The organism is Metabacillus sp. YM-086 (assembly GCF_048059995.1).
Taxonomy (GTDB): domain Bacteria; phylum Bacillota; class Bacilli; order Bacillales; family Bacillaceae; genus Metabacillus; species Metabacillus litoralis_B.
This window is the reverse complement of record NZ_JBLUOI010000064.1, coordinates 1-18,832: the sequence shown is the minus strand read 5'-3', so window position 1 is coordinate 18,832 and position 18,832 is coordinate 1. Positions and strand designations below refer to the sequence as shown.

14 protein-coding genes are annotated in these 18,832 nt (G+C 34.9%); 12 read left to right on the top strand and 2 right to left on the bottom strand.

Going from position 1 to position 18,832, the window contains the following annotated elements; all coding sequences use genetic code 11:
• The first annotated feature begins 4 nt into the window (after positions 1 to 4).
• The 7 genes from ACEWK1_RS21130 (at position 5) to ACEWK1_RS21100 (ending at position 11,251) form a co-directional block, all read left to right on the top strand.
• On the top strand, positions 5 to 1,051 hold the full coding sequence (locus tag ACEWK1_RS21130; protein WP_121662453.1) for a LysM peptidoglycan-binding domain-containing protein: 1,047 nt from the start codon (positions 5 to 7) through the stop codon (positions 1,049 to 1,051).
• A gap of 131 nt (positions 1,052 to 1,182) precedes the next feature.
• Positions 1,183 to 1,776 (top strand): superoxide dismutase family protein, encoded by a 594-nt coding sequence (locus ACEWK1_RS21125; RefSeq protein ID WP_212134175.1) that lies wholly within the window; start codon positions 1,183 to 1,185, stop codon positions 1,774 to 1,776.
• Positions 1,777 to 1,947: 171 nt separating this feature from the next.
• Positions 1,948 to 2,835 carry an AAA family ATPase gene (locus ACEWK1_RS21120; RefSeq protein WP_121662452.1) on the top strand — a complete coding sequence of 296 codons (888 nt, stop codon included), beginning with the start codon at positions 1,948 to 1,950 and terminating at the stop codon, positions 2,833 to 2,835.
• Positions 2,836 to 2,845: 10 nt separating this feature from the next.
• Complete coding sequence (locus tag ACEWK1_RS21115; protein ID WP_416636634.1) at positions 2,846 to 4,765, top strand: vWA domain-containing protein; 1,920 nt, start codon at positions 2,846 to 2,848, stop codon at positions 4,763 to 4,765.
• A gap of 597 nt (positions 4,766 to 5,362) precedes the next feature.
• A complete protein-coding gene (sucA, locus tag ACEWK1_RS21110; protein ID WP_251395908.1) occupies positions 5,363 to 8,197 on the top strand; it encodes a 2-oxoglutarate dehydrogenase E1 component in 2,835 nt (944 codons plus the stop codon).
• Between the two features lie 130 nt (positions 8,198 to 8,327).
• Positions 8,328 to 9,575 carry a 2-oxoglutarate dehydrogenase complex dihydrolipoyllysine-residue succinyltransferase gene (gene odhB, locus ACEWK1_RS21105; protein WP_121662449.1) on the top strand — a complete coding sequence of 416 codons (1,248 nt, stop codon included), beginning with the start codon at positions 8,328 to 8,330 and terminating at the stop codon, positions 9,573 to 9,575.
• 329 nt (positions 9,576 to 9,904) lie between these two features.
• On the top strand, positions 9,905 to 11,251 hold the full coding sequence (locus ACEWK1_RS21100) for a sodium-dependent transporter (protein WP_416636633.1): 1,347 nt from the start codon (positions 9,905 to 9,907) through the stop codon (positions 11,249 to 11,251).
• 51 nt (positions 11,252 to 11,302) lie between these two features.
• On the opposite strand, the gene ACEWK1_RS21095 is transcribed toward ACEWK1_RS21100, so the two are convergent.
• Both ACEWK1_RS21095 and ACEWK1_RS21090 read right to left on the bottom strand, forming a co-directional pair.
• Positions 11,303 to 12,211 (bottom strand): superoxide dismutase, encoded by a 909-nt coding sequence (locus tag ACEWK1_RS21095; protein ID WP_121662447.1) that lies wholly within the window; start codon positions 12,209 to 12,211, stop codon positions 11,303 to 11,305.
• Positions 12,212 to 12,291: 80 nt separating this feature from the next.
• Positions 12,292 to 14,172 carry a prenyltransferase/squalene oxidase repeat-containing protein gene (locus tag ACEWK1_RS21090; protein ID WP_251406174.1) on the bottom strand — a complete coding sequence of 627 codons (1,881 nt, stop codon included), beginning with the start codon at positions 14,170 to 14,172 and terminating at the stop codon, positions 12,292 to 12,294.
• Between the two features lie 140 nt (positions 14,173 to 14,312).
• Here ACEWK1_RS21090 and ACEWK1_RS21085 point away from each other — a divergent pair, with 140 nt between their 5' ends.
• The 5 genes from ACEWK1_RS21085 to ACEWK1_RS21065 all read left to right on the top strand — a co-directional run bounded on the left by ACEWK1_RS21085 (position 14,313) and on the right by ACEWK1_RS21065 (position 18,397).
• Positions 14,313 to 15,542 (top strand): MDR family MFS transporter, encoded by a 1,230-nt coding sequence (locus tag ACEWK1_RS21085; protein WP_121662445.1) that lies wholly within the window; start codon positions 14,313 to 14,315, stop codon positions 15,540 to 15,542.
• 57 nt (positions 15,543 to 15,599) lie between these two features.
• A complete protein-coding gene (locus ACEWK1_RS21080) occupies positions 15,600 to 15,806 on the top strand; it encodes a DUF6501 family protein (RefSeq protein WP_121662444.1) in 207 nt (68 codons plus the stop codon).
• Positions 15,807 to 15,951: 145 nt separating this feature from the next.
• Positions 15,952 to 16,482 (top strand): helix-turn-helix domain-containing protein, encoded by a 531-nt coding sequence (locus ACEWK1_RS21075; RefSeq protein ID WP_416636632.1) that lies wholly within the window; start codon positions 15,952 to 15,954, stop codon positions 16,480 to 16,482.
• 67 nt (positions 16,483 to 16,549) lie between these two features.
• On the top strand, positions 16,550 to 17,059 hold the full coding sequence (locus tag ACEWK1_RS21070; RefSeq protein WP_121662443.1) for a GNAT family N-acetyltransferase: 510 nt from the start codon (positions 16,550 to 16,552) through the stop codon (positions 17,057 to 17,059).
• Between the two features lie 159 nt (positions 17,060 to 17,218).
• The gene (locus tag ACEWK1_RS21065) at positions 17,219 to 18,397 is read left to right on the top strand and encodes a DHHA1 domain-containing protein (RefSeq protein WP_212134167.1); all 1,179 of its coding nucleotides are present in this window, start codon (positions 17,219 to 17,221) and stop codon (positions 18,395 to 18,397) included.
• The last annotated feature ends 435 nt before the right edge of the window (positions 18,398 to 18,832 follow it).

The following is an 18,832-nucleotide window of genomic DNA, read 5'->3' as shown; positions in this document are numbered from 1 at the left end:
AAAGATGAAGTATAAGATATTAGGGTTAACAGCAACAGCTGTAGTTAGCTCCTCATTATTTGTAACTATGGCAGAAGCCGAAAGCATTAATGTAAAGAGTAACGACACTCTATGGGGATTATCCCGCCAATATAATACGACAGTGGATCAACTAAAAAAAGCTAATGGGCTAACAACTGATGTTCTTAGGATCGGACAAACACTTCAGGTTCCCGGGACAAAATCTTCTAATGAAACTACTACCCCAGAACCAGTCAAATCAGTTTCAAAAACTGTTAGTAATGTAACATACATAGTTAAGGGCGGTGATTCCTTATGGGTAATTGCCAGATCATATAATACAACAGTTTCAGAATTGAAGAAAGCAAATAATTTGAATAGTGATGTTATTTATGTTGGGCAAAAGCTACTCATAAAACAGGAAACAACACAAACTAATCAAACCAAACAAGAAGAAGAAAAAAAGAGTGAACCAACAAAACAGCAAGTTATATCAAATCCAAATACATCTACATATACTGTTTCTTCTGGTGATTCTTTATGGAAAATCGCCAATAAATTTAACATAACGATTGCCGAGCTAAAAGTATTAAATAATATTAAGTCAGATGTGATTATTGTTGGACAAGTTTTGAAGGTGTCTGGAGATGCTACTATTGACAATAGCACTGAAAAAACAGCACCTCAAAATCAAAACAATAAGGTTGAAACAATGTTAACAGAGGCAAAGTCACTTTTAGGAGTACCATATCGTTGGGCAGGTAATACTCCTAGTGGTTTTGATTGTAGCGGTTTTATTTATTATGTATTAAATAAGGTTACTTCCGTTTCTCGCCTTAGCACTGCAGGGTATTGGGATATGATGAAAGCAATAAATGAACCTTCTAGAGGTGATTTTGTTTTCTTTACTACATATAAAGAAGGTCCATCACATATGGGAATATATTTAGGGGATAATCAATTTATCCACGCTAGTAGTTCAGGTGTAAGTATATCCAGCTTAAATAACTCTTATTGGAAACAACGTTACTTAGGAGCTAAGCGATTTTAATGAAAAAAGAACCGAACTGGTTCTTTTTTTTTTTTTTTTGGCTCTATTAACTTAGGAAAACCTTCAGCGTTTATTTCTTTAGAACCTGGCAACAATGATTAATAAGCACAATTATCTAGGAGGGGCTTACGTTGAAAGGATTATCTATCGTTTTTATATCACTTATGACTTTATCCATTTTTATTGTCTTAGTAACAGAAAGAAATACTAATAACAACACTCATACTAAAAAGGAGTCAATTACAGCCTCTGAGCCTGAATTAAATCAGCAAAAAGTAGAATTAATCAATCAAAAAGGAAAAAATGTAGGAAATATCATTCTAAACGAAACAGCAGAAGGTGTAACCATTCGGTTAATTGGACAAAATCTACCACCAGGCAAGCATGCTTTTCATATCCATTCAATAGGAATCTGTGAAAAACCAACTTTCGCAACTGCTGGCAATCACCTTAGCTTCTCAAATCATGAACATGGCTTTGATAATCCTAAAGGACAACATGAGGGAGATCTACCAAATATTGAAGTTGGTGCAGATGGGAAGATTGATATTGAGCTTCTTGCATCTTCTGTAACATTAAAAAAAGGAGAACAGTTCTCTCTTTTGGATAAAGATGGAAGTTCCTTTATTATTCATGAAAAACCAGATGATTATGTAACAGATCCATCCGGAAATGCAGGGGATAGAATTATCTGCGGATCACTAAATACCAACAAAAGCATATAACTAAGAAAAAGCTACCTACATTCTTTAAAAGGGTAGCTTTTCGTTTTTGATTAAAAGAGTTAAGACTTTTAATTATTTCTTTTCTTTGAATCTCAATATACTTTTTAGTATACTCATGGTTGATATAAAACCGTATCAACTTAACTTTATATAGATGAAAGAAGGCGTACAATGAATAATTTACAAGCTTATCCACTACCGGTAGAAATTAAAGAGAGAATTCAAAATAGATCATTAAAACCAAAAGATGAAGAAGACGCTTTATTAATTGGAAAAAGTGGTTATACTCCATCAGATGAATCGATTCTACTAGATGCAATGATCGCTCTTGCTCTTGGTAAAAATGTCTTATTAAAGGGTCCAACTGGTTCTGGGAAAACAAAGTTGGCAGAAACATTATCATCTTTGTTTAATCAACCTATGCATAGTGTGAACTGTTCTGTTGATATGGATGCTGAAGCTCTTTTAGGCTTCAAAACAATTGAAAATCGAAATGGTGAAACATCCATTGAATTCGTTTCAGGTCCTGTTGTAAAGGCAATGAAAAAAGGCCATTTATTATATATAGACGAAATAAATATGGCAAAGCCAGAAACATTACCGATATTAAATGGTGTGCTAGATTACCGGAGAATGATTACAAATCCATTTACGGGTGAAGTGATCCGTGCAGATGAAGATTTCGGTGTTATTGCGGCTATTAATGAGGGATATGTGGGAACAGTTCCCTTAAATGAAGCACTCAAAAATCGCTTTGTTGTTATTGAAGTACCATATATCCAAGGGAAAGAGCTAAAAATAGTTTTAGAGAATCAATCACAGCTGTCTGATCAACGTTTATTAGAAACGTTTACTAGTCTTTCTTCAGATCTACTAACTCTCGTAAAAAATGGGCAGGTTTCAGAAGAGGCGGCATCGATTCGTGCACTTATTGATACATGTGATTTAGCTTGCTATATGCCACCAAACCGTGCTGTAGAAAGAGGGATTGTTAATAAGCTCGAAGATGAAAGAGAAAAATCCGCCATTCGAAATCTAGCAGAAACGTTATTCGAGTGAGGGGATAAAATTGAGATTTATAAAATTTAATGATCAACAGGTAGATTCTTTTTTATTTATGGCATTATCAGATTTAGCGAAGGGCTTAACGAAAAATCCAGACATTGAGGTTGATTACAGCGTTCAGTCATATCTAGATCCATTTGAAAAAAAAGTATATGTTAGTCATTTCTGGGATCACCGTGAGAAGGAAGAAACAGAACTAGCGTTAAAAAGCGATATTTATCTTAGAAGCATTGGTAATTATTATTATACTGATTTTAAAGAATTAGGTGTTTTTATTGAAAAGACTCAAAAATTAAAGCTAAAGAGCTTTGCAAAGCAATTATGCATGCTTTTGGAGGACCTTCGATTAGAGGAAAAGTGCAGAAGAGAAAGACGCGGTACGAAAAAAGCGTTTAATATTCGAAGAGAGCTTTATCGTAAACATTTCCAAAGTCAGTTAATTATTCATCAAGAGCGAAGTATGTTAACGGATGCGCTTTTTAATAGTATCTATTTAACACTAACAGCACAATCCACAATCGAGTCAATCCCATCTTTATCTGAGAGTATTGACAGATCGATTCCTTATATTGAGTCAAAGCTTTTTCAAGTGTTTGAAGTAGCCTCTACTAAGCAGGTTATTGATATTGTCTTAGAAATTGTTGATGTTTTAGAGGAAATATTGGAAAAAGATATGCTAAATACCTATTTTTACTTAGCGGAACTACCTTACAATACCATTCTGTCTAGCAGCCTATATGATGAATTAAAAAGAAAATCTAAATTAAAAAACAAAGATGCGTTAGAGAATGCTAAGCAAGGTGATGAAGATGTACATGGTGACAAATTACCAACATGGCATAGTGAAACAAGCAAGCCTACAAAAAGTTTTCTTCAATTCGATTTAGAACAAGGAACAAATACGACGATAAATGGAGACGGTGCTGTACGTGAGGGAGAAGACGGTGACCAGGCTCTAGCGATGGTTCAAGGAACTTCGAAAAAAGCAAAAAGAAATGATTACTCCAAAATGAAAGCATTGGAAAATCAAAAAGAAGATCGAGCTAGTAGCGGGGATGCATCGTATGGTAAGGAAAATAAATATGCTGTACCTGTGTTTCAAGAAGCTAAGACTCCAACAATATCAGATATTGAGCAATATCAAAAAGATCGAATGGATATTCAAGTGTATCAAAATAAGCTGAAGCTAATGATTCAAAAAACATTGGAGCATAAAAGAACAATGCCAAGGTCTGATCTTCAAATTGGAAGACTAAACAAAAAACTACTCCGAATTATAACAGATGACAATCCGAAGCTATTTTATAAAAAACAGGAAAAATCTCCTGATATTGATGCTGTTTTTACTCTATTAGTTGATTGTTCTGCATCCATGTTCGATAAAATGGATCAATCAAAGCTTGGAATTATCTTATTTCATGAAACGTTAAAATCAGTAAGAGTCCCACATAAAATTGTTGGATTTTGGGAGGACACGAACGAATCGACAAAAACACGCCAGCCAAATCATTTCTATGAGGTAATCTCTTTTGAGACCTCTTTAAATCAGCAGTCAGGACCTGAAATTATGCAACTCTCACCAGAAGAAGATAATCGTGATGGATATGCTATAAGACATATGACAGAACAACTAATGAAGAAAAATGAAAAACAAAAATTTCTCCTTGTTTTTTCAGATGGTGAGCCCGCTGCAACAGGTTATGAACGGAATGGGATCATTGATACACATGAAGCGGTTTTAGAGGCTAGAAAAATGGGTATAGAAGTAATCAATGTATTTTTGTCAAATGGCGAAGTTAATGAAGCAACACAAAAAACAATACAAAATATTTATGGGAAATATAGTGTGTTTGTCGATAAAATTGAAGAGCTCCCAGAGCAATTATATCCGCTTCTTAAGAGATTGTTATTAAAAATGTTATAAAAGGATAAAGGTTGACCAAAACGACATGTCTGTAAGATTATTTGTAAAAATGCTGAAAGAAGAATAAGTATCTCTCTGTTATTAACACTAACTGAAAATCCATATTGTGACAAAGTTTGCAAAATAGTAAAAACCTCTAATTTATTTATAAAATAGAGGTTTTTATTAAAATTACATGAAGAAAATTAGCCTAAAAAAGTAGGGAAGACACTAATAATCATTCAAAATAAACATAAATTTCATTAATACTAAAAAAATTTAATTAATTTACATTAAAATAATAAAAATTGTACTTTTTTCCATGGTATATGTTGTATGATGGAGTAAAGATAGTGATATATTTGTTGGATAATTCCAATTATTCCGAACAATTAGACGGTCTAAGGAAATCCACAAGAAAAAAGATACATTTTTTTTCGATTTTTCTATTAACTATCTTGGAATGTGAAGGTAGCAATGTTAAAATAGCATTGGAAGCGTTTTAATATCATACTACTATACTCGTAAGAGTGGTTAATATCGTAGGATAATTTTATCCTTCCTACGTATCAGGAAAATTATTTCTGATCACTTATGAATCGTTGGGGGTAATGTTAGATGGCACAAGGCAATAGCAAGAAGAATTTCCCTTGGGAAGACTTCCATGGTCCTAACCTCGGCTATGTCATGGAACAATATGATCAATATAAACTTGATCCAAATTCTATTGATATAGAATTAAAAGAAATATTTGATACCTGGGGTTCTCCTTCAATCACAACAAAAGACACGACAATATCAGCTGAAAATGAAACAATCAGTACTGATAAAATGAAAAAAGTTGCTGAAGCAGTTCGATTAGTGACAAATATTCGTAGATATGGTCACTTAAACGCAGCAATTTTTCCTTTTGAGGACCGAAATGAAAAGAATGAGTTTCTTCGCCTTGAAGAATATGATTTAACTGAAGAAGATTTAAAAGATATACCTGTAAACCTATTATGTGAAGATGCTCCTGCACATGTGACCAATGGGCTTGAAGCATATCAATACTTAAAAGAAGTTTATAAGAAATCAATTGCTTTCGAATTTAGTCATGTTCATAACTATGAGGAAAAAACATGGCTTGTAAAAATGGTGGAATCAGGAGCGATTTTTGAAAATTTATCAAAGGAAAAACGTATATCTATCTTAAAAAGACTCACAGAAGTTGAAGGGTTTGAACAATTCCTTCACCGTACCTTTGTAGGTCAAAAACGTTTTTCTATTGAAGGTTTAGATATGCTTGTTCCGGTACTTGATGAATTAATCTCAAATGCCGTTCAAGCTGGAACTGATACAATAAATATCGGAATGGCACACCGTGGTCGTTTAAGCGTTTTAGCTCATGTACTTGGAAAGCCGTATGAAATTATCTTTTCTGAGTTTCAACATGCACCTAATAAAGAACTGGTTCCATCAGAAGGTTCTATTGGAATCAACTATGGCTGGAGTGGTGATGTTAAGTATCATCTTGGTGCAAATAAACAAATTAAAGATGAAAGTACAGTGCGTGCAAAAGTAACATTAGCTAATAACCCAAGTCATCTAGAGTTTATCGATCCAATTGTTGAAGGATATACTCGTGCTGCACAGGAAACTCGCACAGAAAAAGGTTATCCAAAACAAAATGAAAATAATGCTATGGCTATTCTGATCCATGGGGACGCTGCATTCCCGGGTGAAGGAATTGTTGCAGAAACATTGAACTTAAATAAGCTGACTGGTTATCAAACGGGTGGCACTATACATATTATTGCGAATAATATGATCGGTTTTACAACTGAAAGTCGCGATTCCCGTTCAACAACATATGCAAGTGACCTTGCAAAAGGATATGAAATTCCTATTGTACACGTTAATGCAGATGATCCAGAGGCATGTATTGCTGCAGTGTTCATTGCAATGGAATACAGAAATAAGTTTAAGAGTGATTTCTTAATCGACCTTATTGGTTATCGACGTTTTGGTCATAATGAAATGGATGAGCCGTCCATGACACAACCAAAACTTTACGAAAAAGTTCGTAAACATCCAACTGTACGTGAACTTTATGCAAAATCACTACAAGGTGGAGGAATTGTTAAGCCAGAAGATGTTGAAAAGATTAGTGATGAGGTTCAAACCGTTTTAGAAAAGGCATACCAAAAAGTTCCTGATAAAAAGGTAGCACAAACACATGAAATACAACTACCGGAATTCATTAACAGTGGCCTTCCTAAGTTGAAAACAGCTGTTGATAAGGATAAGTTACTTCAATTAAATGATGAGCTTGTAAAATGGCCGGAAAGCTTTAATGTGTTTTCTAAGCTTCAGAGAATTCTAGAAAGAAGAGCAAAAGCACTTAAAGAAGACGGAAAAGTGGAATGGGCTTTAGGTGAAGCGTTAGCGTTTGCATCCATTTTAACAGATGGAACTCCTATTCGATTAACAGGACAGGATTCACAGCGTGGAACATTTGCGCAGAGACATATTGTTTTACATGATGTTGATACTGGTGAGTTTTATTCACCATTACATCGACTAGATGACGCTAAAGCATCATTTGCAATCCACAATAGTCCATTATCTGAAGGGTCAGTTATTGGTTTTGAATATGGTTACAATGTATTTGCCCCAGAAACATTAGTTTTATGGGAAGCACAATACGGAGACTTTGCAAATGCCGCACAAGTATTCTTTGATCAGTTTATTGCTGCAGGTCGTGCAAAATGGGGTCAAAAATCTGGTCTTGTTATGTTATTACCACATGGATTTGAAGGACAAGGTCCTGAGCATTCGAGCGGCAGGTTGGAGCGTTTCTTACAGTTAGCTGCTGAAGATAGCTGGCAAGTTGCTAATTTAACAAGTGCAGCTCAATATTTCCATATACTACGTCGTCAAGCTGACTTGCTAAAACGTGAAGAAGTAAGACCACTTGTCATTATGACGCCAAAGAGCTTACTTAGAAATCCACAAACTGTATCAGATCTAAATGAATTATGTGAAGGAGAGTTCAAGCCAGTTATTGAACAACCAGGACTAGGCACTTCTCTAGAAAAAGTAAAAAGACTTCTTTTATGCACTGGTAAGATCGCTACAGACCTAACTGATAAGTTAAACACAATCGAAGGTGACCTAGATTGGGTTCACATGCTAAGAGTTGAGGAACTATATCCTTTCCCTAAAACAATAATTACGTCCGTTTTGGAGCGTTTACCATCGCTTGAAGAAATTGTTTGGGTTCAAGAGGAGCCTCAAAACATGGGAGCATGGACATTTATTGATGCAAAACTAAGAGAAATCGCACCAGAAGGAATTCCGGTGAAATATATAGGTAGAAGAAGAAGACAGAGTCCTGCAGAAGGTGATCCGAATATCCACAAAACGGATCAAGAACGTATTGTTACAGAAGCATTAACTTGGAATAAATAATTATTTGACCATTAATCATCATTTAAATTGAAAAAATGCGAGGCTTGCTGTTATCATATTATCGCGTTAAATTGATATAGATGTAATAGTGATTCTTTTAACAAGCAAGTTTCTCAAGGGGGAACCAACAATGGCTGAAATTAAAGTACCAGAACTAGCAGAATCTATTACTGAAGGAACTATTGCACAATGGTTAAAACAACCAGGTGATGTTGTTGAGAAAGGTGAATACCTTTTAGAAGTTGAAACAGATAAAGTAAATGTTGAATTAACTGCTGAATTTTCTGGAGTTTTAAAAGAGCTACACAAAGAATCAGGTGATACTGTTCAAGTTGGAGAAACAATCGGGATAATTGATGAGAGTGGTGAAGCTTCTCCTTCACAACCAGAGCAAACAGAAACTAAACAAGAAGCACCAGCGCCACAAGAAGTTCAACAAAACAATGTTGAAGTAACGGAAGATGAGAAAAAACAACGTACAATTGCCTCACCAGCTGCACGTAAGTTAGCTCGTGAGCGTGGAATAGATTTACAACAAGTTCAAACAGTTGATCCGCTTGGCCGAGTACGTAAACAAGATGTTGAAGCACACTCTGGTCAAGAAGCACCAAAACAAGAATCAAAACCAGCTGCACCAAAAGCTACTACGCCAGCCGTACAGGATGAAAAACCTGGCAAACCGGTTGAAAGACAAAAAATGTCTAGACGTAGACAAACAATTGCAAATCGCTTAGTAGAAGTTCAACAAACAGCGGCTATGTTAACAACATTTAATGAGGTAGATATGACAGCGGTTATGGAAGTTCGTAAACGCCGTAAAGACAAGTTTTTCGAACAGCATGATGTTCGTTTAGGCTTCATGTCCTTCTTTACAAAAGCTGTTGTTGCTGCATTAAAGCAATATCCACTGCTTAATGCAGAAATTCAAGGCAATGAAATCTTAGTGAAAAAATTCTATGATATTGGAATTGCAGTATCAGCTCCAGATGGCTTAGTTGTACCAGTTGTTCGTGATGCAGATCGCTTAAACTTTGCAGGAATTGAAGGAGAAATCCTTAATCTTGCTAAGAAAGCACGTGATAATAAGTTAAGCCTTTCAGATTTACAAGGAGGAACTTTCACAATTACAAACGGCGGTGTTTTCGGATCATTAATGTCAACACCTATCCTAAACGGACCACAAGTTGGTATTTTAGGAATGCACAAAATTCAGCTTCGTCCTGTTGCAATCGATGAAAATACAATGGAAAATCGCCCAATGATGTACATTGCGCTTTCATATGACCACCGAATTGTTGATGGAAGAGAAGCGGTAAGCTTCTTAGCAACAGTGAAAGAATTGCTCGAAGACCCAGAATCATTATTATTAGAAGGATAAGTCTTTTAATAAGCTTGAGGAGGCTGGCACTAGGTGTGTCAGCCTTTTTGTTGCTTTTCTTTTACTTGAGGAAATAATTATAGAATAAACAAATAAGTGAAAAAAACAGGAGATCCTAGAGTGTTAATTCCTGTTTGAAGGTCATTATTTGGATTCAACCTATGTGAAATACTAGGACTCATTAACATAATGATAGTATTATTTTAAAATTTAATTTAAATTATCCTAGTAAAATGATAAAATGTGTATTTATATAATATATTTTTCGAAGGTTGATTTTATATTCTTTTGAAAGAAATCTTTGATCAGTAGGATTTTGAGGTGATGTTATGAATAATTCTGTAGAACAATGGTCGTCGAAGCTCTCTTTTATTCTTGCGGCTGCCGGGTCTGCAATTGGTTTAGGAGCGATATGGAAGTTTCCTTATGTTGCGGGGACTAGTGGGGGCGGTGTATTTTTTCTAATCTTTATTTTATTTACTTTACTAGTAGGACTACCACTTCTATTAGGAGAGTTTGTGATAGGTAGAAGTACGAAAAAAGATGCCATTCAAGCATATAAACAAATTGCTCCGAATTCCTCTTGGCACTTAATTGGAAGACTTGGTGTAGTGACTTGTTTTATCTTGTTGTCTTTTTATAGCGTAGTGGGTGGCTGGATTTTAATTTATCTATTTAAAGCAGTAACAGGAAATCTTAGTGGATTAACAGAGCAGGAGTATGGTGAGTTATTTGGTACTAGCATTTCGGATCCGTTTTTAACCGTTTTTGCACAGTTATTATTTTTACTTATTACAAGCTTTGTTGTTTCAAAAGGTGTTTCAAATGGGATTGAAAAAGCAAGCCGAATTATGATGCCTGCTTTGTTTATATTATTTGTCATCTTGATTGTTCGTTCTATTACACTAGATGGCTCCATGGAAGGAATTCTTTTCTTTTTAAAACCTGATTTTACAAACGTAACATCTGAGACGATTTTATATGCAATGGGACAATCCTTTTTTGCCCTAAGTGTAGGGGTATCAGTTATGGTAACGTACAGTTCTTATTTGTCTAAGAATGAAAATTTACCACAATCGGCCGTATCGATCGTCGTTCTCAACTTATTAGTTGCGTTTTTAGCAGGATTAGCTATTTTTCCGGCCGTGTTTTCTTTTGGTTTAGCTCCGGATGCAGGTCCAGTGTTATTGTTTAATGTATTGCCAACAGTGTTTAATCAAATGCCGTTTGGAACAATCTTTTTGATTGCATTTTTATTATTGTTTTTATTTGCTACTTTAACATCTGCTTTTTCAATGCTCGAAATAATTGTGGCTCCAATCGCGAAGGGGAATGATTCTAGAAGGATAAAAGCTTCTTGGTTAGTAGGAATATCCATTTTTATCGTAGGAATTCCATCAGCACTTTCTTTCGGACTACTTGGACACATAACCTTGTTTGATAAGTCTATTTTTGACGCTGCTGATTTCCTAGTAAGCAATATTCTTATGCCACTTGGTGCTCTTTTAATTTCAATATTTGTTCCATTAAAGATATCGAAAAAAGTTTTATTTGATGAACTTTCACAAGGGTCATCTCTTTGCAAGAAGATCTTTACAATTTGGTATCTGCTATTAAAGTATGTATCACCGATTGTTATTATCTTTGTCTTTTTAGATGCTTTAGGTATAATATAGAATCAAAAAAGGCAGATTTTTCTTTATAAGATAATCTGCCTTTTTTCTATACTAAAATGGTTTCCATTTTAGTTGTTGTGCTTCATGAAAACGTCTTTCTACTTCACGCCAATTTACTACATTCCACCAATTTTCAACGTATTTCTTTCGTTCATTTTTATATTGAAGATAATAGGCATGTTCCCAGACATCTAATGTAAGTAGGGGGATAACATCCCATTGACTTAAGTTTTGATGCTTTTCTGCTTGAAGAATTTCTAATCTACGGGAACGTGGTGCCCAAACTAAAATTGTCCACCCAACTGCTTCAACATTTTTGGCTGCTTCTGAAAAGTGAGTTTTGAATTTTTCGAAACTTCCAAATGTTTGATTAATCTCTCTCATTAACATTCCAGATGGCATACCACCGCCATTAGGACTCATTACATTCCAAAAGATTGTGTGGAGGTAATGACCGGCACCATGAAATGCTGCTTCACGTTCCCAATGCTTAATTAATTCAAAGTTATTTGTTTGACGAGCTTTTTGCATCTCTTTTTCGGCTTTATTTAAACCATCAACATAGCTTTGATGATGCTTGTCATGATGTAATCTCATAATTTCGCGGTCAATATAAGGCTCTAATGCATCATAACTGTACGGCAATGGTGGTAACGTATGACCTCCAATTGGAACCGTTCCTGCTTCGTTATGGGCACGTAATATGCTTTCTTGTTCATTACCTTCAGCTTCAAAATATGCTTCAAACTGTGTGAAAAGCTGATCAGCACGTTCATAAACGTCCTTGTTATCGAGAAATTCATCTTTGTGTAGTTGGGCTTGAAAGGTTTCAAGCTCACTTTTCCAATTTTCTAATGTATTTTTGTGATGGTTTCGGCTTAGTTCATCATAGGAATGATGATAACTTTCTAAAATTTCCTCACACCATTTTTGCATAGATAAGATGTACTGCTCTGACATTATTTCTCCCTCCCTGACATCAGTCGTAGACAATATATGCACTTTTCCTAAAAGGTTGATCTTTTTTCTAAATAAACCTGTTATGATCTTTTTTGGTAGTGTGCAAGTGTTAGTAATGGAAAAAGTAGATTGTAGCTATGGTAAGTGATGTAAAATTGCCCTGGTAGTCCAATGCCGGTTGGATATGTTCTTCCTTCTTCGGTAAAAGAGGAGTCATTTATTAAATGAGATATACCCTTTTGTACAGATAATTTAGAAAAGGCTCTACTCTGAATTAATGCATCTAATGCCCATGATGTTTGTGAAGGGGTACTAAATGAAAGGGGGACATATCTTTTCTCCTCACTACTTGCACATGATTCACCCCAACCTCCACTGTTTAATTGTATGCTTTCCAGCCAATTGATTGCCTTTTTTATAGCAGGTGATGTGGGGGATATTCCAACAGCTAGTAATCCTGTCACGGCAGCCCAAGTTCCATAAATATAGCAAACTCCCCATCTTCCATACCAAGAGCCGTTATCTTCTTGATTTTCCATCAGCCAATTGATTGCCGCTTTTACACTTGGGTGAGTTTTTGTTAATCCAGCATAGTTTCCTAAAAACTCTAGTACTCTACCCGTTAAGTCAGGAGTTGACGGATCAATAGCGGCGTCCTCTGCGTTATCTAAAGGAAGATAAGTGAGCATTTCAAAATCTGTATTTTTTTCAAACGCTGCCCATCCACCATCAGCATTTTGCATAGAGAGAAGATAAGCAACTCCTTTATACCAAGCATTGCGAACCTTTTGTTCTTTTCGTGCTTGACGTGTTAAGGCTCGTAATGCTGCTGAGGTATCATCATTGTCAGGATTAATAGTATTATTATGGGAAAAACCCCATCCACCTGGAGTGATATTAGGGTTATGAATTTTCCAATCACCTTTTTTTGTATGCTGCATTGATAAGAGATATTCTACAGATTTGTTAATCATTGGTGAAGTGCTGGAAACATTTGCTTCTTGAAGGGCATAGCTAAGTAAGGCTGTATCCCAAACAGTAGAGGTTGAGTTTTCAAGATGAATACCTTCACAATTGGTTGAAATTAAATGCTTTAATCCGTTTATAGCATTTAATACCGTTGGAGAAGACTGCTTATGGCCTAAAGATAGTAGGGCATAAATCATGAAAAAGGTTGAACTAGCATAGCTGTAAAGAGTTCCATCATCTTCAAGTCTTTTTAACATATAACTCTCTGCTTTTTGATAGCCCAAACGGTGTAAATATTCAGGTAGTCGCAGAAGTTTGTTCATTTCATTTGTAAACGATGAATTGGTACGTGTTGCAAATGGATGTTCCCAGTTTTCATTAGCAGAAGAAGAACGAATAATCAGGTGATTCAAGTTTGGTGTATAACTTGATTTAATCGTGTATTTTTTATTTGCAGCAACCATCATTGGAATAAAATGAATTCTGGCATAATTACTGAATTGATAAAAATTTAAGGGAAATGAAGGTGGAATTAGAAGGAAGGTCATCGGTATATAAAATAGAGTTGGCCATGGATATAGTCCATTTACAGCTAACATCCATTTCGTCAAAAAATGGGAATTACCCAATCCACCATTCTTTAAGATAAATGCTTCAGCTTTTTTTAAACCAGGATGTTCTTGTGTGAAGTAACCTGAATATAAAAGAGCACAATATGCTTGTATGGTGATAGAAAGGTTCCCACTTTTCTCATCAGAATAAGCCTTCCATACCCCTGAGCTTGTTTGTAACGAATAGATACGATCTGTTAGTCGTTGTATTAGCCTTTCTTCATTTTTTATATCCAAAGCACGCAATGTTATAATCATAAAAGCGTCAGTCATTAATCCGCCTTCAAAACAGTATTTCCAAGAACCATCTTTTCGTTGAGTAGCTCTTAATTTTTCGATCATTTCTTCTATCTTCTGATCAATACTTTCATTCGTATACATAGCTTCGTTCACCTCTCCATACATTATGCGGTCATTCTGATTGTTATGAAACCCAACGATTTATCTATTTTTCTACTATTCTTTTTTCCATTTTCAGGTATAATAAATTATTATTCTATTAGAAGATGGAAGGGAACATAATGTGGAAACAGTTAAAAGATGTTAGTCCGGTTACATTGAATATTTTAATCGGGACTTTATTTGGACGTTTAGCAACATCGATGTGTATACCATTTTTAGCCATATACTTAACACAGGAAAAACATGTATCACCGTCTACAACAGGTGCTATCATCGCAATTAGCTCTCTTGTTGGCATTGCATCAAGCTTTTATGGTGGATATTTATCAGATTTATGGGGAAGAAAAAGAGTTCTGTTAATCTCTGTTTTTGCTTGGGGACTCGTTTTTGTAGGGTTTGCTTTTACTCATTCCATTTTAGGTTTTTTTATGATGAATGCATTAAACGGTTTATGTCGTTCTGTTTTTGAACCAACTTCCAGGGCCATGCTTTCAGATTTAACGGTTGAAAAAAATCGTTTAGTGATCTTCAATCTTCGCTATACAGCAATAAATGTCGGTGTTACATTTGGACCGTTAATCGGACTTAAACTTGGGGCAGCTGCTAGCACAACTCCATTTATATTTGCGGGAATAACGTATTTTCTATATGGAATGGTTTTACTATATACGTTGAGGAAATACAATGACAAAGTAAACATAACGAATAATAACCTTGTTCAATTAAAAGATGCAGTCCAAATTGTCCGTAAAGATCATATTTTTTTATATAGTCTTGTTGGACTTGTATTATGTATTACCGGATATTCTCAATTTAGCTCAACACTGCCGCAATACTTTTCAAGCTCGGAGTTATTCAAAAATGGAGCAGAATTATTTTCATATTTACTAACTTTAAATGCAATTACAGTTATTGTTTTGCAATTTCCATTAATAAAAATTGGAAAAAAATATTCCCCGCTTGTTTCAATAATGATTGGGAATGTGGTCATTTGCTTAGGACTTTTAGGTTTTGCTTTTAGTCAAGAATTGCCACTATTAATTATGATGATGATCATTTTTACGATTGGTGAAATCTTAATGTTCTCTATGACAGATTTACTTATCGATCAGCTTGCAAAGCCTGATCTAAAAGGAACATATTTTGGTGCTATGGGTTTTACACAACTTGGGAATGTCATCGGTCCATGGATTGGCGGAATTTTATTAGAGCAATTTGGAGCGAACAAGCCATTTTATCTTTTTGGTACTTTAGTGATGATAACAATTGTCGCTTTGCCAATCTTACTTTATGTAAAATATGAAATGAAAAAGAAAAGTGTGGCTGTTGAAGTTGCCATTCCACAATAATTGGCTTTTTAACTATTATCAGCTAAAATAAAAGAAGAAATAAGAGAGGTGATAGATATGATACATAAAACATGGCAAAATTCTAAAGCAGTTAAGAAAGTAAAATGTATTCATACGAATGCTGAAAAATATATGGTAGATCGAGCTTTAACAGCAGGAAATGAGTATGATGTACAAAATGAAACAGAGGAATTTTTCTTTGTTATTGACAATACCGGTAAAGTCGGTGGGTATTACAAAGACTATTTTGAAGTGATTGAATAATTCGTTGAAGAGTGACGGGAAACTGTCATTCTTTTTTGTTTTAGTAGAAAATCTATATTATTTGACATGAAGTATATTATTATTATAATTGATAATGATAACTATTGTGTTATAGAGGTTATTTTTATAAGGGGGAGTCACCTCAGTGGATTCAAAAGCTAAACTAATCCTTCATCCAGTAAGAATGAAAATCGTTCAAACACTAATAGGAAGCAAAGAATATACTGTTCAGCAAATTGCAGCTAGATTAACAGATGTACCACAAGCAACATTATATCGTCATCTAAATAAATTATTAGAGGCTGAAGTTTTAAAAGTTGTAAAGGAGAACCAAATAAGAGGTACGGTCGAAAAAATCTATGCCTTAAATGAACATGAGGTATCTAATAAGAGAGAGTTAACAAAATTATCTAAAGATGAACATTTAAACTTATTTTTAACCTTTATGACTCATCTACTTGGACAGTATGAAAATTATTTAAACCAAGAAAATATTGATCTAATAAAAGATGGAGTAAGTTATCGGCAGGCTATGGTGTACTTAACAGATCAAGAATTTCAAGAATTTATTCAAGAACTTTCACAAGTATATAAAAAAGTATTAGATAATGAACCATCAAATGATCGAAAAGCTCGACATCTGTCGACAATTTTTGTTCCGGAAGCAAAAAAGTAGTTTTTGTCTACCCTTTTTTATTTTATAATAAGAAGACGACGTTATTTGACGAAAGGAAAGACAGAATATGAGTGAACAGAATCGTAGAATAAGAGATGCAAATCTTGATGACCTTCCTAGGATTGTTGAAATATATAACAGCTCTATTCCAGGGCAGCTTGCAACAGCTGATTTACAAGAGGTGACTGTAGAAAGCAGATTAAAGTGGTTTCATGAACATAACGCACATCAACGACCATTATGGGTGTTAGAAGAGGATGGCACTATTGTTGGCTGGCTAAGCTTTCAATCTTTTTATGGGAGACCTGCTTATGATGCAACAGCAGAAGTAAGTATTTATCTTGATCCTTCCGTTCACGGAAAAGGCTACGCTCGTGTTTTAATGGAGCGGGCTATATCTCAAAGTCCCGAGCTGGGATTAAAAACGTTGTTAGCATTTGTATTTGGTCACAATTCACCTAGTATTAAGCTCTTTGAAAGCTACAATTTTGAAAGATGGGCACACCTACCAAGAATTGCAAACATGGATGGTGTAGAACGAGATTTAGTTATTCTCGGTAAAAGAGTATGTGATTAAAAAACAGAGGAAACATTGGGCCTATCTGGTCCTTTGTATCCTCTTTTTGTTTTAAAAATAGGTAAAAATTTTAAAATAGATTGAATAGATCAATCATTAAAACAAATACTTACATATATTGAAATCAATTTTAACCATGTTGAGGTAGAAGGTGGATTTATGCAAAAAATTTTATTATCACATAATGATTTAGATGGGGTAAGTTGTGGCATTCTTGCTAAATTTGCGTTTAAGGAAGATGTTGAAGTACATTACCATTCTGTCAATAGTTTAGATTATCATGTTGAGCAATTGCTTGATCAGCAGGACTTAGATAAGGAAGTATACATAACTGATTTATCTGTTAATAAAGAAAATGAGGCGAAGTTAGAAAAGTTCTCCAAAAATGGAGGACAGATAAGATTAATTGATCATCATAAAACAGCTCTTCACTGTAATCAGTATGAGTGGGGAATCGTGAAGGTAGAAGAAAAAGAAGGAAAGTTGGCTTCTGCTACATCACTTCTTTATTCCTACTTAGTTGAGAACAACATTATATCGTCTCGACCAATCTTGGATGAGTATGTTGAACTAGTACGTCAATATGATACGTGGGAATGGGAAAAGAATGAGAATATTCAAGCTAAAAGATTAAATGATCTTCTATATATGCAATCAATAGAAGAGTTTGAAGCTAGCATGTTAGATAGGTTGTTAACATTTGATCATTTTTCATTTAGTGAGTTTGAAGGGAAAATTCTCGATATTGAAGAAAAGAAAACGGAACGTTACATTAGACGTAAAAAAAGAGAGTTAGTGCAATCGTTTTTAGGTGATGTATGTATAGGGATTGTTCACGCTGAATCTTATCATTCTGACTTAGGAAATGAATTAGGAAAGGAACATCCACACCTTGATTGTATTTCAATATTAAATATGGGAAATAAAAAGATTAGTTTTCGGACAATACATGATCATACTGATGTTTCTGAAATTGCCTCAAGATATGGTGGTGGGGGGCATGCAAAAGCAGCTGGATGTTCCTTAACAATCGATGCTTATAAAGAATTTATTGAAAAACCTTTTTCAATAAAGCCATTACGCACAGACTTCATTCACAATAAAATGAACTTAAAAAATCATTGTTCGCATTTCGAAAATGCTGAAAAGGATCAATTCTTACTTTACAAAAATAAAGAAGATATTTGGAATATCGAAAAAAATCATAAGTTACTTTCAAATCAATTCTCAAGCTATGAAGAAGCAGAACGCTTTGTTAAAAGAACTTATTCTGTTCATTTATCAAAAGATGAGAAGCTCGTTCAATATTTATTAGATTCCTATGAGCGATCTAAGTAAGTAAGATAACTGTATAAAAAAAGCAAAGCACAATACGCTTTGCTTTTTTTCCTGCGTGCCCAGCAAGCCGTTAATTGCTAGTTGGTGAAAGTCCGACCCGAGTAAGTTCCAAGACGCTCGGTAGCTGACAGGCAACTGGTGGAGAAATCCTAAGGTTGAAGCCCTGTGACAAAGTAACTCTTTTGAGAGTGCAAGCAAACTAACAGGTTGTAACATAAAGTGAATCCTGCCGTCTCGTCAAGAGCATCCAATGTTTGTGGCTAAGGAGAAGTCGAGCCTTGAGTAAATGGGCGAAGACCATGGAAGGTGTGAAGAACTTGGAGGAGCAGCACCGAAGAATCTCTCGGGATAAGGGTATGAACGACATGTTAGGAAAGTAGTTAACGGAACTGGGGAGACCCTCATCATCACTTTCGGAAGAAAGTAAAACAGAAA

Coding starts and splice junctions, on each gene's coding strand:
- ACEWK1_RS21120 (WP_121662452.1), top strand. CDS start 1,948: ATGAATAATTTACAAGCTTATCCACTACCGGTAGAAATTAAAGAGAGA.
- ACEWK1_RS21095 (WP_121662447.1), bottom strand. CDS start 12,211: ATGTCAGAGCAGTACATCTTATCTATGCAAAAATGGTGTGAGGAAATT.
- ACEWK1_RS21090 (WP_251406174.1), bottom strand. CDS start 14,172: ATGTATACGAATGAAAGTATTGATCAGAAGATAGAAGAAATGATCGAA.
- ACEWK1_RS21085 (WP_121662445.1), top strand. CDS start 14,313: ATGTGGAAACAGTTAAAAGATGTTAGTCCGGTTACATTGAATATTTTA.
- ACEWK1_RS21080 (WP_121662444.1), top strand. CDS start 15,600: ATGATACATAAAACATGGCAAAATTCTAAAGCAGTTAAGAAAGTAAAA.
- ACEWK1_RS21070 (WP_121662443.1), top strand. CDS start 16,550: ATGAGTGAACAGAATCGTAGAATAAGAGATGCAAATCTTGATGACCTT.
- sucA (WP_251395908.1), top strand. CDS start 5,363: ATGGCACAAGGCAATAGCAAGAAGAATTTCCCTTGGGAAGACTTCCAT.
- ACEWK1_RS21130 (WP_121662453.1), top strand. CDS start 5: ATGAAGTATAAGATATTAGGGTTAACAGCAACAGCTGTAGTTAGCTCC.
- odhB (WP_121662449.1), top strand. CDS start 8,328: ATGGCTGAAATTAAAGTACCAGAACTAGCAGAATCTATTACTGAAGGA.
- ACEWK1_RS21065 (WP_212134167.1), top strand. CDS start 17,219: ATGCAAAAAATTTTATTATCACATAATGATTTAGATGGGGTAAGTTGT.
- ACEWK1_RS21100 (WP_416636633.1), top strand. CDS start 9,905: ATGAATAATTCTGTAGAACAATGGTCGTCGAAGCTCTCTTTTATTCTT.